Genomic DNA, 15,875 nt, shown 5'->3' on the forward strand with positions numbered 1-15,875 from the left:
TCACAGCGCTCATTGGGCTTCCCGAGCCGGATACCGCGCGATGCGTCAGCGGGGGCACGTACTGGTCAATGTAGTGCAAAGATCGTCGCGCCGCTGGCCAGTCGCGGGTGCTTTGACGCCAGACGCCGGTCTCGCGGGACTGGTCGTCACTCGTCGCGGAAAGGAGCAAACCGTGTGCCAACGCGGGCAGCCGGGCACCGCGCTAGCGCGGAAACGGGAGGTTACGGTGAGATGGCGGGTGCCGAAGGTGCGCGCGCGCACGGAGCGCGCGCAAAAATGCGGGCATTGTCACGCACGCCGCGGCTGGCCGGCATGTAAAACGGGGTGGTGTGGGGCGGGTTTTACACGGGCGGCCCCGCGTTGCCCGGAATGCGGTTCAAGCGGACGCGTGAAGCCTGGGTGCCGCTCGCGTGGCAGCCATGTGGCACGCGCGTGGCATTCGCATGAAATTCATCCGAACGCCGCGCAGCGGCCTTGTCACGAACCCAGCAGCCCCGCCGCGATGTTCACGCACAGGCCGAGCACCGCGACGTTGAAGTAGAACGACAGGACCGATTGGGCGAGCGTCGCGCGGCGAATTTCGCGTGAGCGCAACACGACATCGGAAGTCTGCGACGCGACCGCGATCGTGAACGAGTAGTACAGGAAGTCCCAGTAGTTCGGCAGCAAATGGTGATCGGGAAACTTCAACGCGGTCTCTTGCGAGTCCGTGTCGAAGTAGAGGCGCGCGTAGTGCAGCGTGAAGATCGTCGGAATCAGAAACCATGCGCCGATCAGCGTCAGACCGGTCAGCAGGTAGTGCCAGACGGTCGTTGCGCCGCCCGCGCCCTTGGCCGACGCGAGTTCGAGCACGATCGCGGCGACGCTCGCGATCGTCGCGACGCAGATGACGACCAGCACGACGCCCGCGTTTTCGTCGTCGCGCATCGCGTATGCGCGCACGCGGTGCTCGTCGGCAAAAGCCATATGCACCCAGATCATCAGCAGGTAGCTCCAGATGGCCGCGTCCCAGCCGATCAGTGTGCGGGCGATCGGACTCGTGTGACCGGGCACGAGGAACGCGACGACAATCCCGATCACGAGGCCGATCACCGTGCGGGGCCGATTGCGAAGAAGCTGCGGATAGTAGTTGATGGACATGGACTCGATGAACGACGAAGTGTAGGGCAGTCGGTGTCGCGGATTCTACGCGTGCAACGCGGACCGATTGTCGAATGGTGGGTCACAGGCTATAGTCTTTCGCGGCGGCCTTGCGCGCCGCTTTCAGTTGAAAGGCGATTGGTAGATAACGGCAGCAATCGTTGCGGTCATGCATGCAACACCGCACATGCGGCGCGCGTGAATCACGCGCACGGATACGAGACCGCTGAAGCGGCGTAAGACCAGGTTTGGGGAGGAGCAAACGAAGCGGCAGGCGAACGGCATCATGCCCTCGCCGCGCTGCTCGTCGAGAACGACTCATCATCTGGAGCCCCCATGACAGATGTTCCTGAGGATAACGATGCGCATCCCCACGTGACGCATTGGCAAGGAGCGAAGTCTTATCGCAATGCCACACGTTTCACCGGCTTGCCGCCGTCGTTTTCCGCTTCGCGCAGGGCCTGGGTGCTCGGCTCGTGCGCGACGGCCGCGGCGCTCGCGTTCGCCGGCGCGAGCCGTTCGCTGTCGTGGATCGCGCCCGCCTTCGCCGATACGCGGCCAGCCGGGGGCGGACTCGATGCCTTCCTCGCGGTTTCGCAACACCTCACCGGTCGTAGCAGTTTCGATACCGTGCTTGGCCAACGTGTCTACGATGCGCTGGCGCGTGCCGATAACCAGTTCGCGCAGAACGTCGCGGCGCTGAACACATGGCTGCAAGGCCACGGCGGCGTGCCGTCCGATACGGTCACGCAGGCGCTGCAGACCGACCAGCCCGCGCTCGCGAAAACGGTCGGCGCGATCATGCGCGCGTGGTACCTGGGCCTCGTCGGCGACATGCCGCACGTCCAGGTGATCGCGTATGAAAAGGCGCTGATGTTCGAGCCCGTGCAAGACGTGCTCACGATTCCCTCCTATTGCCGCGACGTGCCGTTCTACTGGACGCAGAAGCCGACGCCCGCGTGAGCCGCGTGAGCCGCGCGAGCCCGCGAGCGGGCCACGCCAGCAGCGCAACCAGCACGCCGGACCCGCAAGCGTCGCACGAACAAAGCCCGCAACAGGCAGGGCATCGAAGAGAGAAACGATGGCAAACACACAATCCGCCGATATCGTCGTGGTCGGCTCCGGCGTCGCCGGCAGTCTGGTTGCGCATCAGCTGGCGCTGGCGGGCGCGTCGGTGATCCTGCTCGAAGCGGGGCCGCGCATTCCGCGCTGGCAGATCGTCGAGAACTTCCGCAACTCGCCGGCCAAGTCCGACTTCGCGACGCCGTATCCGTCGACGCCTTACGCGCCGCATCCCGAGTACGCGCCCGCGAACAACTACCTGATCCAGAAGGGCGATTATCCGTACAACTCACAATACGTGCGGCTGGTTGGCGGCACGACCTGGCACTGGGCGGCCGCCGCGTGGCGGCTGCTGCCGTCGGACTTCCAGTTGCGCAAGCTGTATGGCGTCGGGCGCGACTGGCCGTATCCGTACGAAACGCTCGAGCCGTGGTACGTGGCCGCCGAAGTGCAGCTCGGCGTGTCCGGTCCCGATAGTTCGATCGATCTCGGTTCGCCGCGCTCGAAGCCCTATCCGATGCAGCAGCTGCCACTGTCGTACATGGATCAGCGGTTCAGCGACGTGCTCAACGCGCAGGGCTTCAAGGTCGTGCCCGAACCGGTCGCGCGCAACAGCCGTCCGTACGATGCGCGGCCCACCTGCTGCGGCAACAACAACTGCATGCCGATCTGCCCGATCGCGGCGATGTACAACGGCGTGATTCACGCGGAGAAGGCCGAGCAGGCCGGCGCGAAACTGATTCCCGAAGCGGTCGTGTATCGCATCGAAGCGGACGACAAAGGGCTCATCACCGCGGTCCACTACAAGGACCCGAACGGCAATGGCACACGCGTCACCGGCAAGCTGTTCGTGCTCGCGGCGAACGGCATCGAAACGCCGAAGCTGATGTTGATGTCGACCTCCGACAAATTCCCGCGCGGCGTCGGCAACAGCTCCGATCAGGTGGGCCGCAACCTGATGGACCATCCCGGCACCGGCGTCACGTTTCTCGCCAACGAACCGCTGTGGCCCGGCCGTGGCCCGATGGAGATGACCTCGATCGTCAACTTCCGCGACGGCGCGTTCCGCTCCGATCACGCGGCGAAGAAGCTGCATTTGTCGAACGGCGTGCCGACGATGGGGGTCACCGCCGACCTGCTGAAAAAAGGCCTGACCGGCGCCGAACTCGACCGGCAGATTCGCGACCGCGCGGCGCGCACGCTGAACATCAACAGCTTTCACGAACATCTGCCGGAGCCGCAGAACCGCATCGTGCCGTCGGCAGATCACAAGGACGCGCTCGGGATTCCTCAGCCCGAGATCTACTACTCGATCAACGACTACGTGAAGAAGAGCGCCGCCAATACGCACGAACTGTATGCGCAGATCGCGACGCTATTCGGCGGCACCGAGGTCTCGTTCGACGACAGCTTCGCGCCCAACAATCACATCATGGGCACGACGATCATGGGCAGCGATGCGGCGAGTTCGGTCGTCGACGCGGACTGCCGCACGCACGATCATTCGAACCTGTTCATCGCCAGTAGCGGCGTGATGCCCACCGCCGCGTCGGTGAACTGCACGCTGACGATCGCTGCACTGTCGCTGAAACTGGGCGACAAGCTGAAGCGCGAAATCTGAGCGCCGACCGGAGAGCCACAATGACGAAGAAGACCTGTCGCGCGCAGCCGGACCCTGTGCCGATGCACATCAACCAGCGCCGCCGCTTCGGCGGCGCGGCGCTCGCGGCCGCGTTTTCGCTGCTTGCGCTGTCGATAGCGTGGCACGAGTCGCACGGCCCGGACGCAGACTCGACCGACGAAATGCCGATCACCCAGGCGCGCGCCGACGACGCGGCGCAGGCTTCGGTCGGCGGCCCGGCCATGCTCGCCGGCAAGGCCGCGAATGGCGAACTCGTGAAGCGCGGCCAATACCTGACCCGTGCTGCCGATTGCGCGGCCTGCCATACGGCGGACAAGTCGCGCCCATTCGCGGGCGGCCTGCCGATCAGCACACCGTTCGGCACGATCGTGACGCCGAACATCACGCCCGATCCCGACACCGGCATCGGCCAATGGAGCGACGCCGATTTCATGCGCGCGATGCACGAAGGCATCGGCAAAGGCGGCGAGCGGCTCTATCCGGCGTTCCCATACACCGCCTACACACGCGTGACCGAACAGGACGTGCTCGCGATTCGCGCGTATCTGAACACGCTCGCGCCGATTCACTACACGCCGCCCTCGAACAGCCTCAAGTTCCCGTTCAATCAGCGCTGGCTAATGGTGTTCTGGAACCTGTTCAACTTCACCGAGGGGCGCTTCGTGCCGGACCCGAAACAGAGCCCCGAATGGAACCGAGGCGCGTATCTGGTCGAAGGGCTCGCGCATTGCGAGGAATGCCATACACCGCGCAATTTCATGCAGGGGCTGAAGTCGAGCGCGCGTTTCTCCGGTGCGGTGCAGGCCGGCTGGCATGCGTTCAATATCACGCCGGACAAGCTGAGCGGCGTCGGCGACTGGCGCGACGACGAACTCACGGCGTATCTGTCGACCGGCGCGGCGCCGAGCCGCGCAAACGCGGCCGGCCCGATGGGCGAAGTGGTCGCGAACAGCACGCAGTATCTGACGCCGGTGGATCTGCGCTCGATCGTCGTGTTCTTGCGCTCGGTGCCGGCCGTGAGCGGCGGCGACGCGCGTCCCCGTCATCAATGGGGCAAGCCGGCCAGCGACGTCACCGCCATGCGCGGCACCGCGATCACCGGCGTGAACGGCGCGCAGCTGTTCGTCGCCAATTGCGCGACCTGTCATGGCTGGACTGGGCAGGGCGTGGGCGCGAGCGCGCCGGGCGCGTATCCGTCGCTGATCCACAACTCGACGGTCGGCGCGAACGACGCGAACAATCTCGCGTTGGTCATTCTGCACGGCGTGAATCGCACGACCGCGCACGCGGACGTGCTGATGCCCGGGTTCGGCGGCCATCTCGACGACGAGCAGATCGCGGCGATCACCAACTACGTGACGAAACAGTTCGGCAATCCGCAGGCGACGATCGCGGCCGACCAGGTGGCGAAGCTGCGCACGCTGCAATAACGCGCGGGACGACTCGGGCGCGCGCCAGGAGTGACTCGCGCAAAGGTGCATTTCCGGTAACGCATACCGCAAATGTGGCGTTTCAGCGTCATTTTTGCGTCGTTCGATGTCTTTCTTGCTCGATGAAGCGTCCGGATACGATAGGCACCCCGCATACGCGTGCGCGTCGGCCGCATTATCATGGTGGAATGAATTCCACCCCCGCCAACTTCGTTCAGCATCACGACGCCAACGAGGCCGGCCGCGATTTCGTGGTCGGCGATCTGCACGGCTGCGTCGACGCTTTGCGCTACCTGCTGCGTCAGATCGCGTTCGATCCGACGTGCGACCGGCTGTTTTCGGTTGGCGATCTGGTCGATCGGGGCGAGCACTCGGAGCAGGCGCTCGCGCTGCTCGAGAAGCCGTGGTTCCATGCGGTGCTCGGCAATCACGAGGACGCGCTGTGCGCGGTCGCCGACGGCCGCTTGCGGCGGCAGTGGTGGTACGGCATCGGCGGCGCGTGGGCGGCCGACGTGCCCGACGAGCGTCTGCGCTATTACGCCGAGCATCTGCGCACGCTGCCGCTCGTGCGCGTGATCGGCAGCGGCAAGGCGCGCTTCAATGTTCTGCACGCCGAATTTTTCGGCTCCGACGCCGAGCTCGACGCGGGCAATTATTCGGCCGAAACGCGCCAGCAATTGCTGTGGGGTCGCGAGCTCGCGCTGGGCAACGGCGATCCGCTGCGGCAGCGCGGGCTGTCGCTGACCTATTGCGGCCATACGCCGGTGCGCGACATCACGCAGATCGGCTCGCAAGTGTTCATCGATACGGGCGCGTTCGGGCCGGACGGCACGTTGACGATCGTGCAGCCGCAGGCGTTGCGTCGTTGGTCGATCTCGGTCGAGGCCGCGCGCGCGGAAGGGGCGGCGGAATTGGCCTTGCCTTGAACGGCTGAAGTCCCCGCGCTGCTTCGCCGCTCTTCTGTCACCCGACCTGATTCAACTCGAACACCATATCGACGCTCCTGCCGTTCCAGTTGTATTCGAGGTATGCCGCGTGATGGCAGTCGCGCAGCAGCATCGTGCGGAACGCCGCGAGGCATTCGCCAGCGCTGTCGCGCACCGACGGATACACGATGCCCGGCGCGCCCGCCGCGTGTACCGCGCGCCCGAGCGCCTGTCCGGGAAGGTAGTCGTCGGGCGACAGCACGGCGGGATCGAACTCGGGGTCGCGACGCAAGTCGACCACGCTGCCTTGTGCGACTACCGTGTAGAGACGCATCTGTTGACGCATCGGCGGCTCGGCGGTCGCCTGGAGAAACTGACCCGTGTGATAACGTGTTTCCGCGATCGCCGTCGCGCGTGAACGCGCGCAATAGAACACGCCGTAGGTGCCGTCGGAAAAGCGGCTGCCGAGCGGATTCAGATGCGTGAGCGCGGCCATGATCGGCCCGTAGCCGGGCCCGAAACGGCGCTCCTCGCGCGGCACCAGATCGAGTTCGCCGATTTCGGTGCGCAGACGGTCGTTGGTCATCGCTTCGAGCGCGTACAGCGCGTCGAAATCCTCCGGCGATGCGACCCGATCGAACAGGTTGATGGCCGGAAAGCGCGTCGGAATCACGCGATACGCGGGCGACCAATCGAGCGCTGCGCTGGTCCAGCGGTCCTGCCATTGCGGTTGCGTCACGCCCAGCCGCCTCGCATTGCGTCGAGATACTGGCGCACGGCCACGAGATCGCTGATGTTGCCCGCCAGCATGCGGTCCAGCGCGCGTTTGCCGCCGAACGGCGGCGCGCTGTTGGGACGTTTGACCCAGGTGTCGGCGGCGCTCGGCTGCGGCAGCAGAATCTGCAGCGCCTTGTAGATGCCGAGCAGCAGCGACAATCGCTCCAGCGTGTCGTGGCTGAGGCGCGCGGTCTCGGGCGTCGCCCTCCACTTGAAGAACGTCGAGCGGCCCGGCTTGCCGAGCAGCACGATCTGCTCGTCGGCGCTCAGGTCCCAGTCGCGCGCGATGTTGAAGAACGCACGCAGACCGGCCGCGGACATCTGCGTCAGCGTGGGTTCCGAAAGCGATTGTCGCGGCGATGCCTCGGGCGAGGAAATTCGGGCAGCGTGAGTCATTGCGGGTAGGTCCCTATGTGTACTTTTTAATGATATTAGTCCAAAAGTGGATTTTAGCAAGAGAATATAATCCCGGCTCGTTTTGGCAGTCGTCGATCAGGAGAAGCAGCAGATGCGGGTTCGAGCAGTAGCAGCGGCGCTGGCCGTGTGGTGTGTGTCGGAGGTGGCGTTGGCTGCCGGTTATGGGGAAGTGTGGAATCCGCCGGAGGCGAGCGGGCATATCGCGAGCGGACACGTTACCCGGCAGGCGCATGCGCGGAAAAAACCCGAGGCGGTGAAAGTGAAGGCGGGCGCCAAGGGCGGAATCAAGACCAAAGCTGGTGCGCATGCGCGGCAGACGGCGAGCGCCCGGCACGCGGCAACCCATGTCGCGTCGGCCGGCGCGGCCCACGGCGGCAAACTCGCGGCGCATGGGAACGGCGAGAAACATCTCGTGGCGGGCGGGAACGTGAAAGGCGGTACGAAAGTCGCGGCGTCGGGCCCGAACCGGTCGCACGCCACCGTGACCGCGCAGACCGCGAAGCACGCGCAGCCACATGTGCAACTGGCGCACGCGAAGCCGGCTCAGGGCAAGGTCGTGCACGCCGATTTCGCGGCGGTTCACACCGCGCGTCCCCATGTGGACAAGGTCGCGGCGAAGCCCGCGATTTCCGGTGCGAATCTGATCAAACCGCCCGTGCGGACTTCGTCGGACGCATCCGCAAACGTTAGCGACATCGCGCCGATGGGCTCCGTGCCCAATCCGGCGACCGCCAGCAGCGGTTCGCTGCCGCCGATCATCCACTAAGGCTGCTTCGAGCGGCGCGGCGCGGTGTGGCATCGGTCGTGGCGTCACGCCGTGGCGAGGCCGTTTGCAAGCAGCCGCAGCGTTTCCGCCGAGCGGGCCTCGCGCACGCGCGAATGCAGCGTCACACGCGATTCCGGCAGCGCCGGCAGGCTGAGCCGCGCGCCGACGTCGATCAGACCGCGCGGCGCAACCCGACGCGCGAGCGGCGACACGGCGAGCCCAGCAGCCACAGCCGCGCCCACTGCCGCGACGCCACCACCCACAAACACCTCCTGCCAGGCGATCCCCGCCGCCGTCAGCGTGTGCAACGCGACCTCACGCACGTTGCACGGCGGGCTCAATAGCGCGAGCGCTAGCGGCTCACCGACTCGCGGCAGCCATGTCGGCGTCGCGAGCCAACCGAGCGGTTCGCTGAACAGCGTCTGCGCGTCATCGCGCGGCGGTTCGTCGGCGCCGTAGCGGACGATCGCCGCATCGAGCCGGCGTTCGTCGAACTGCGCGAGCAACGCCGCCGATGTGCCCATATGCAACTCGACCACGAGGCCCGGATCGTGTGCGTTGAGCCGGCCGAGCAGGTGCGGCAGATCGGAGCCCGCAACGTGCTCGCTGAGCCCGAGCACGAGCCGTCGCCGCTCCACCGATAGCGCGCCGAGCGCGCGCTCGTGCGCGTTCAGCAACTCGCGCGCGGCGCCGAGAAACGCGTGGCCGTCGGCGGACAGACGCACGATGCGCGGCGTGCGCTCCAGCAACTGCTTGCCCAGGTGCGCCTCCAGTCGCTTCAGCTTCAGGCTGACGGCCGATTGCGTGGTGTCGAGCGCGTCCGCGGCGCGCGTGAAGCTGCGCAGATCGGCGACCAGCACGAAGGCGCGCACCGCATCGAGATCGAGGACTTTCATTTCGGATGGAAATAGATGAAATAGACGGAGATATCTGTTTATTATGACGGGGCGCGCCTAAGCTGTGTTCAAGCCAACACCGCAAACAAGGAGCCCCATCATGCCGCTCACCCGGATCTCACTGCGCGCCGGCAAGCCGGCCGATTACCGCCAGGCGCTGAGCGCCGGCATCCAGCGCTCGCTGGTGGACACGTTCAACGTGCCGAAGGACGACATGTTCATGCTGATCACCGAGCACACGCCCGACAACATGATCTATGACCGGCAGTACCAGAATATCGAGCGCGGCGACGATCTCGTCGTGATCCAGCTGACCGTTAGCAACACGCGCTCGGTCGAGCAGAAGAAGGCGCTCTACCGGCGCATCGTCGATGAACTCGGGAAGTCGCCGGGCGTGCGGCCCGAGGATGTGTTCATCAATCTCGTCGAGGTCGAGAAGGAGAACTGGTCGTTTGGGAATGGGATTGCACAGTACGCAAGCCGTCCCGACTAGCGAAATGCGTCATCAAAGAGCGAACCACCGACCAAATTGCGACATTTCAACAAATATTGAAATATAACGGTGAAGTGGATATAGTGTCTATATAGTGTCTTTATGGACACGATCAATGCCGTACGCGCGCTCGGCGCGCTCGCTCACGAATCCCGTCTCGCGATCTTTCGCCAGCTCGTCGTTGCCGGCCCCGAAGGCATGGCGGCTGGCGAAATAGCGCAGCAGTTAGGCATTTCGCCTTCCGGCCTTTCATTCCACCTGAAAGACCTGACACACGCCGGACTGGTGAGTCCGCGACAGGAAGGGCGCTTCGTCATCTACACCGCAAACTTCGACGCGATGACGTCGCTGATCGGCTTCCTCACAGAGAACTGCTGCTCCGGTGCATCGTGCGCCGCGAGCGACCTTTCCAACTGCTGCCGAGACGAAACATGAAACGCATGCACATTCACGTGGCTGTGGACAATCTTGCCGACAGCATCCGCTTCTACAGCGCGATGTTTGGCAGCGTCGAGCCGACGGTCATCAAGAGCGATTACTGCAAGTGGGAGTTGAGCGACCCCGTCGTGAACTTCGCGATCTCGCAACGCGGGGCGAAACCTGGCGTCGATCACATTGGCATCCAGGTCGAAACCGATGAAGAACTGGCAGAGATGAACGCGCGCTTCGCCGCCGCTGAAGTTCCCGTGCAGCACCAGAGCGGCACGACATGCTGTTACGCGAAGTCGGACAAGGCGTGGACCGTCGATCCGCAAGGCGTGGCCTGGGAAACCTTCCTGACCCTCGAATCGGCTCCCATCTATGGGCAATCTCATACCCAGGCATTGGCAGCAAACGAATCCGCGGCAGCCTGCTGCGCTCCGTCCCAGACAAGCATTTCATTTCGGAGCCGCACGTGAGCGGCAAACCGTATTCCGTACTGATTCTCTGCACCGGCAACAGCGCACGCAGCATCATGGCCGAGGCGCTGTTCAACGTGCTCGGCAAAGCACAGTTTCGCGCGTACAGCGCGGGCAGCCATCCATCCGGCGCAGTCAATCCGTTCGCGATCGAGAAATGCGCGGCACTGGGCTACGACACCGCCAGGATGCGCAGTAAGAGCTGGGACGAGTTCGCAACGCCCGACGCGCCGCAGATGGACTTCGTCATTACCGTATGCGATCAGGCCGCGGGCGAGGTCTGCCCGATCTGGCCCGGCAAGCCGATCAGCGCACACTGGGGCTTTGAAGATCCCGCAGCCTGGCAGGGAACCGACGACGAGAAGCGCGAAGTTTTCGACAAGATCTATCGACAGATCATGAATCGCGTGAGCCAGTTCGTGAACCTGCCGCTGCACGCGCTCAACCACGACGCAATCCGGCGCGAAATGCGTGCCATTGGCGAGCGTCCGGCAGAGGAAACCAATGAGTCGCGCTGAGGCTCGTGCAGTAGCGCGCCCGGCTATCGGCTTCTTCGAGCGCTATCTGACGGTGTGGGTCGCGCTGTGCATCGTGGCAGGCGTGATACTCGGCCAGTTGTTGCCGGGCGCATTTCAGGCGCTCGGGCGCATGGAAGTCGCGCACGTCAACCTGCCCGTCGGCGTGCTGATCTGGGTGATGATCATCCCGATGCTCATCAAGATCGACTTCTCGGCGATGAAGCAGGTCGGCAGCCAATGGCGCGGCATCGGCGTGACGCTCGCGGTCAACTGGCTCGTCAAACCGTTCTCGATGGCCGTGTTGGGCTGGGTGTTCATTCGTCACGTGTTCAGGCCGTGGCTGCCCGTCGAGCAACTCGACAGCTACCTCGCAGGTCTCATCCTGCTCGCCGCCTCGCCGTGCACGGCAATGGTCTTCGTGTGGTCGCAGCTGTGCAAGGGCGACCCGTATTTCACTCTGTCGCAGGTCGCGCTGAACGACTCGATCATGGTCGTGGCGTTCGCGCCACTCGTCGCGTTGCTGCTCGGGCTGTCCGCGATTACAGTGCCTTGGGACACACTGATCGCTTCGGTTGGCCTTTACATAGTGATCCCGGTCATCCTCGCGCAACTGCTGCGCCAACGCTTTCTTCGAAAGGGGGAAGAGCATTTCCGTAGCGTCGTTGCCCGTCTCGGTCCCTGGTCCATCTGCGCCTTGCTCGTGACGCTGGTCCTGCTGTTTGCGTTTCAGGGTCAGCAGATCGTTGAGCAGCCGCTGGTGATCGCGATGCTCGCCGTGCCAATCCTCATTCAGGTGTTTCTGAACTCGGGACTGGCCTACCTGCTCAACCGCCAGTTGGGCGTCGCACATTGCGTCGCTGGCCCGTCGAGTCTGATTGGCGCAAGCAACTTCTTCGAACTCGCCGTGGCCACGGCAATCAGCCTGTTCGGTTTTCATTCGGGTGCCGCACTGGCGACGGTGGTTGGGGTTCTGATCGAGGTCCCCGTGATGCTGCTCGTCGTGGGGGTCGTGAACCGTTCGCAAGCATGGTACGAATCAGGGCAGCGGAACGCCGCGCCCAACTTGGGGAGAAACGGATCGTGACGAGTGATCTGCCGAACGTCAGCCCTATTCACCTCGATATACCGGACGTGGACAAGCTGGCACCCGTGACCATTTCAACGCATCCGCCACGCATCCTGCTGCTTTACGGGTCGCTGCGAGCAACGTCTTATAGCCGGCTGCTGACGCTCGAAGCCGAGTGCATCCTCCGTCATTTCGGAGCGCAAACGCGGGTATTCGACCCGCACGGCCTGCCGCTCGCCGATAGCGTCCCGGCAGATCATCCGAAGGTCGTCGAACTGCGCAAGCTGTCCGAGTGGTCGGAGGGGCAGGTTTGGTGCAGCCCGGAACGCCACGGCAATCTCACGGCCGTATTCAAGAATCAGATCGACCGGCTGCCGCTCGAAAGCGCGGGAATACGGCCGACCCAAGGGCGCACGCTGGCTGTGATGCAGGTGTGCGCCCGGCCTTGACCGATGGACACCTCCTGTTCCAAAGGATAGGTGTCCACGAAAGCGGGTCAACTCCAGAAACCGGAAAACGACCACCCCGAGCAACACGAAATACGCGAGCAGCGTCAGCCATCCTTGCCAGCGCAGGGGAAGGCCCCAACCCCAGCCATAGCGTTTGGCTGGGAACCAGTATTCACGAGAGGGTGACATCGCGCGGTCTCCTGGTTCGGGCGCTTGCTCATTGTCGACGATTCACGGTCGGTAAGTGCAAGCATTGCATCTTCCGCGCTGTATCACCCGGGACTATATTTCCTGGACCGGCTTTAACCCGAGTCCATCGACAGGAAACGTTCCATGCAACCCGCAAACCAGCAAAAAACCGTGCTTCTGATCGGCGCCTCGCGCGGCCTCGGCTTCGCGATGGTCGAGGAGTATCTGAAGCGCGGCTGGCGAGTCATCGCGACCGGCAGGCAAAATTCCACGACCAGGCTCCTTCAGCTTGCGACGGCGTCACATGACGCACTCGAAGTCGAAACGGTCGACATCGCGATGCCCGAACAGGTCGCCGCGTTGCGGGGCCGCCTCGAAGGACGTCCGATCGACCTGCTGTTCGTCAACGCCGGCGTCAAGAACGACGATAGTGAAACGATCGCGGATGTATCGACCGACGAATTCGTGCGCGTGATGGTGACGAACGCGTTGAGTCCGATGCGGGTCGTCGAGGCGCTGCAGGATCTCGTTCGGCCGACTGGCACGATCGGCGTGATGTCGTCGGGGCAGGGCAGCGTCGCCAACAACGAGAATGGCAACTACGAGGTCTATCGCGGCAGCAAGGCCGCGCTCAACATGTTCATGCGCAGCTTTGCCGCGCGTCATCGAAGCGATACCAGAACCCTGCTGCTGATGGCGCCCGGCTGGGTGCGAACCGACATGGGCGGGCCGGACGCGCGTCTGAGCATCGACGAAAGCATCCCGAACCTGGTCAGCACGATCGACGCTTACGAGGGCCGTGCCGGTTTGCATTACCTCGATTACCTCGGCAGAGTCGTGCCGTGGTGAACGGCAAGCGTAGGGGCCAGCGGCGGAAGAGCGCGTCGCTATAATGATTCGCCGCCCTGCCACGTACCCTCAATCACTCTCTGCCATGACCATCGAGCGCCCCGATCCTCCCCGCGATGCCCTCGAACTCGGCGGCTCCGTCTGGTTTCAGGCGGGCACGCAGACGCTCGGCGGCGCGGCCCGCATCGCGCTGCTTGCGGCGATTGGCGAGACCGGCTCGATCACGAGCGCGGCGAAGGCGGTCGGCATCAGCTACAAAGGCGCGTGGGATGCCATCGACACGATGAACAACCTCGCCGGCGAGCCGCTCGTCGTGCGTCTGACCGGCGGCAAGGGCGGCGGCGGCACGACGCTGACGCCGCGCGCGGTGAAGCTGATCGAGACGTTTCGCGCGGTCGAGCGCGAGCATCGGCGCTTTCTCGAACGCGCGGGCGCGGCGATTGGCGAAGGCTTCGCGACGGACTGGGACCTGATCGGCCGCATCGGCGTGAAGACGAGCGCGCGCAATCAGTTCTACGGCACGGTGTCGGCGATCGAGCGCGGCACCGTCAACGACGAAGTGTCGCTCGCGCTGCCCGGCGGCCACACGATCGTCGCCGTGCTCACGCACGAGAGCACCGAAGCCCTCGGGCTCGCGGTCGGCGTGGCGGCGTTTGCGCTGATCAAGGCGTCGTGGGTCGTTTTGCTCGTACCGGGTGATGGCGATCGCGATGCGCCGTTGAACCTGTCGGCGCGCAATCAGTTGCGTGGCACCGTGCACAGCGTGAAGCGCGGCGCGGTGAACGCGGAAGTGTCGCTGGGGCTCGAAGGCGGCGCGGTGGTCACGGCGGTCGTCACCAATGGCAGCGTCGACATGCTCGGTTTGCAGGAAGGCGCGAGCGCGGTCGCGGTGTTCAAGGCGTCGAGCGTGATACTTGGCGTGAAGGATTGAGGTTGCCGGGGCGTAACGAAGGCGCAATGCCACCCGCTCAACGAGGCGACGCCTCGCTGCGCGCATATCCTGCGAACGGATGATCCTCGCGCACGCGTCCGTCGCTGACCTGCACGACCTGATCGCCGAATGCGGCGACGTCGTCCGGATCGTGCGTGATCAGCACCATCGGAATATCGAGCCGCGTTTGCAGGTCCGATAGCTCGCGTCGCATGCGCTGGCGCAACTCACTATCCAGTGCGGAAAACGGCTCGTCGAGCAGCAGCAGGCGCGGCTGCGAAACCAGCGCGCGCGCGAGCGCCACACGCTGCTTCTGCCCGCCCGACAGCTGCGCCGGGTGATTGCCCGCCAAGCCCCTCAATTCGAGCGCATCGAGCCAGTAATCGACCTGCGCATGCGCGCCGCGCGCACGCGGATTGAGCCAGCCCCGGCGCAGCCCGAAGCCGATGTTCTGCCGCACGTTCAGATGCGGAAACAGCGCGTAGTCCTGAAACAGATACGCGATCTTGCGCGCCTGCGGCTTCTGATCGATGCCGACCGCGCTATCGAACAAGGTGGTGCCGTGCAGCGTGATGGTCCCTTCATCGGGACGCAGCAAGCCGGCGATCGCCTGCAAGGTCAGGCTCTTGCCCGCGCCCGACGGCCCGAACAGCACGAGCCGCTGCGTGCTCGCGCTGAACGCGACGTCGAGCGTGAAGCGCCGCTCGGCGGTCTCGAAGGTCTTGCGGATGGCGACGTTGAGCGGCATGTCAGCGGGCTCTCAGAAGCGTGTGCTGCGGCACGACACGCCCCGCGAGCAGCAGGATCGTCACGCACGCGACCGATGTCACGAGCACGAGGAAGTTCGCGGTGCTGTCGTCGCCGGCCTGCACCGCCGAATAGACCGCGACCGACAGTGTCTGCGTGCGGCCTGGCAGATTGCCCGCGATCATCAGCGTCGCGCCGAATTCGCCGAGCGCGCGCGCGAACGCGAGCAGGCCGCCTGCGAGGATGCCGCGCGCGGCGAGCGGCAGCGTCACGCGGAAAAACACCGCGGCTTCGCTGACGCCGAGCGTGCGCGCCGCGCGCTCCAACTGCGGATCGACGCCCTCAAAGGCGGCGCGCGCGGACTTCAGCACGAGCGGAAACGCGACCACCGTCGACGCGATCACCGCGCCCTGCCACGTGAAGACGAGCTGGATGTCGAAGCGGTCGAGCCACGCGCCGATCACGCCGCGTCGGCCGAGCAGCACGAGCAGGTAATAGCCGAGCACGGTGGGCGGCAGCACGAGCGGCAGCATCAGCAGCGAATCGATCACGTCGCGCGCGCCGGAGCGCCAGCGCGACAGGCCGAACGCGGCCGCGACGCCGAGCACGAGAGTGAGCGCGGTGGCCCAGCCTGCGACCTTCAGCGATAGCAGCAGCGGAACCCAGGCCTGTTGCATG

18 protein-coding genes and 1 pseudogene are annotated in these 15,875 nt (G+C 64.9%); 13 read left to right on the forward strand and 6 right to left on the reverse strand.

Translation table 11 applies throughout. The annotated features are described in order from the left end of the window. Window positions 1–477: 477 nt before the first annotated feature. On the reverse strand, window positions 478–1,140 hold the full coding sequence (locus OKW39_RS36420) for a DUF1345 domain-containing protein (protein ID WP_429364884.1): 663 nt from the start codon (window positions 1,138–1,140) through the stop codon (window positions 478–480). A 336-nt stretch (window positions 1,141–1,476) separates the two neighbouring features. Between OKW39_RS36420 and OKW39_RS36425 the strand changes: the two genes are divergently transcribed. The 4 genes from OKW39_RS36425 to OKW39_RS36440 all read left to right on the forward strand — a co-directional run bounded on the left by OKW39_RS36425 (window position 1,477) and on the right by OKW39_RS36440 (window position 6,200). Then, window positions 1,477–2,103 (forward strand): sugar dehydrogenase complex small subunit, encoded by a 627-nt coding sequence (locus OKW39_RS36425; protein ID WP_429564837.1) that lies wholly within the window; start codon window positions 1,477–1,479, stop codon window positions 2,101–2,103. A 118-nt stretch (window positions 2,104–2,221) separates the two neighbouring features. Beyond that, complete coding sequence (locus OKW39_RS36430; RefSeq protein WP_429564838.1) at window positions 2,222–3,823, forward strand: GMC family oxidoreductase; 1,602 nt, start codon at window positions 2,222–2,224, stop codon at window positions 3,821–3,823. Window positions 3,824–3,843: 20 nt separating this feature from the next. Further along, on the forward strand, window positions 3,844–5,274 hold the full coding sequence (locus OKW39_RS36435; protein ID WP_429564839.1) for a cytochrome c: 1,431 nt from the start codon (window positions 3,844–3,846) through the stop codon (window positions 5,272–5,274). 188 nt (window positions 5,275–5,462) lie between these two features. Continuing rightward, entirely contained in the window at window positions 5,463–6,200 is a 738-nt protein-coding gene (locus OKW39_RS36440) for a metallophosphoesterase (RefSeq protein WP_409259238.1), read from the forward strand. Between the two features lie 37 nt (window positions 6,201–6,237). Here the strand turns inward: OKW39_RS36440 and OKW39_RS36445 are convergent, their stop codons facing one another. Beyond that, the gene (locus OKW39_RS36445) at window positions 6,238–6,939 is read right to left on the reverse strand and encodes an RES family NAD+ phosphorylase (protein ID WP_429564840.1); all 702 of its coding nucleotides are present in this window, start codon (window positions 6,937–6,939) and stop codon (window positions 6,238–6,240) included. Further along, window positions 6,936–7,298: an MbcA/ParS/Xre antitoxin family protein gene (locus OKW39_RS36450; RefSeq protein ID WP_018424156.1), complete on the reverse strand. Its 363-nt coding sequence runs from the start codon at window positions 7,296–7,298 to the stop codon at window positions 6,936–6,938. The genes OKW39_RS36445 and OKW39_RS36450 overlap by 4 nt, the downstream gene beginning before the upstream one ends. A 187-nt stretch (window positions 7,299–7,485) precedes the next feature. Here OKW39_RS36450 and OKW39_RS36455 point away from each other — a divergent pair, with 187 nt between their 5' ends. Next, entirely contained in the window at window positions 7,486–8,160 is a 675-nt protein-coding gene (locus tag OKW39_RS36455) for a hypothetical protein (RefSeq protein WP_187612182.1), read from the forward strand. Between the two features lie 44 nt (window positions 8,161–8,204). Here OKW39_RS36455 and OKW39_RS36460 read toward each other — a convergent pair whose 3' ends face one another. Beyond that, the gene (locus OKW39_RS36460; RefSeq protein ID WP_187612181.1) at window positions 8,205–9,056 is read right to left on the reverse strand and encodes a LysR family transcriptional regulator; all 852 of its coding nucleotides are present in this window, start codon (window positions 9,054–9,056) and stop codon (window positions 8,205–8,207) included. A 100-nt stretch (window positions 9,057–9,156) separates the two neighbouring features. Here OKW39_RS36460 and OKW39_RS36465 point away from each other — a divergent pair, with 100 nt between their 5' ends. From OKW39_RS36465 to OKW39_RS36500, 8 genes and pseudogenes are all read left to right on the forward strand, one after another. Continuing rightward, complete coding sequence (locus OKW39_RS36465) at window positions 9,157–9,549, forward strand: tautomerase family protein (RefSeq protein WP_184057500.1); 393 nt, start codon at window positions 9,157–9,159, stop codon at window positions 9,547–9,549. Between the two features lie 102 nt (window positions 9,550–9,651). Further along, complete coding sequence (locus OKW39_RS36470) at window positions 9,652–9,984, forward strand: ArsR/SmtB family transcription factor (RefSeq protein WP_018424160.1); 333 nt, start codon at window positions 9,652–9,654, stop codon at window positions 9,982–9,984. Continuing rightward, window positions 9,981–10,448, forward strand: a complete 468-nt coding sequence (locus tag OKW39_RS36475; RefSeq protein WP_429564841.1) for an ArsI/CadI family heavy metal resistance metalloenzyme — start codon at window positions 9,981–9,983, stop codon at window positions 10,446–10,448. The genes OKW39_RS36470 and OKW39_RS36475 overlap by 4 nt, the downstream gene beginning before the upstream one ends. Further along, window positions 10,445–10,966 carry an arsenate reductase ArsC gene (locus tag OKW39_RS36480; protein ID WP_090808361.1) on the forward strand — a complete coding sequence of 174 codons (522 nt, stop codon included), beginning with the start codon at window positions 10,445–10,447 and terminating at the stop codon, window positions 10,964–10,966. Before OKW39_RS36475 ends, OKW39_RS36480 begins: the two co-directional genes overlap by 4 nt. Next, a complete protein-coding gene (gene arsB, locus OKW39_RS36485) occupies window positions 10,953–12,050 on the forward strand; it encodes an ACR3 family arsenite efflux transporter (RefSeq protein ID WP_429564842.1) in 1,098 nt (365 codons plus the stop codon). Before OKW39_RS36480 ends, arsB begins: the two co-directional genes overlap by 14 nt. Then, window positions 12,047–12,469, forward strand: a pseudogene (locus OKW39_RS36490) (NAD(P)H-dependent oxidoreductase); the annotation flags it as partial. The gene arsB and the pseudogene OKW39_RS36490, both read left to right, overlap by 4 nt. Before the next feature lie 345 nt (window positions 12,470–12,814). Beyond that, window positions 12,815–13,519 (forward strand): SDR family NAD(P)-dependent oxidoreductase, encoded by a 705-nt coding sequence (locus OKW39_RS36495; protein ID WP_429364900.1) that lies wholly within the window; start codon window positions 12,815–12,817, stop codon window positions 13,517–13,519. 85 nt (window positions 13,520–13,604) lie between these two features. Continuing rightward, window positions 13,605–14,450 carry a TOBE domain-containing protein gene (locus OKW39_RS36500; RefSeq protein ID WP_429364901.1) on the forward strand — a complete coding sequence of 282 codons (846 nt, stop codon included), beginning with the start codon at window positions 13,605–13,607 and terminating at the stop codon, window positions 14,448–14,450. Between the two features lie 37 nt (window positions 14,451–14,487). Here the strand turns inward: OKW39_RS36500 and OKW39_RS36505 are convergent, their stop codons facing one another. Beyond that, on the reverse strand, window positions 14,488–15,198 hold the full coding sequence (locus tag OKW39_RS36505) for a sulfate/molybdate ABC transporter ATP-binding protein (protein ID WP_429333057.1): 711 nt from the start codon (window positions 15,196–15,198) through the stop codon (window positions 14,488–14,490). A 1-nt stretch (window position 15,199) separates the two neighbouring features. Beyond that, a complete protein-coding gene (gene modB, locus OKW39_RS36510) occupies window positions 15,200–15,874 on the reverse strand; it encodes a molybdate ABC transporter permease subunit (protein WP_429564843.1) in 675 nt (224 codons plus the stop codon). Window position 15,875: the final 1 nt, after the last annotated feature.

It is taken from the genome of Paraburkholderia sp. MM6662-R1, assembly GCF_050436245.1.
Classification (GTDB): Bacteria; Pseudomonadota; Gammaproteobacteria; order Burkholderiales; family Burkholderiaceae; genus Paraburkholderia; species Paraburkholderia tuberum.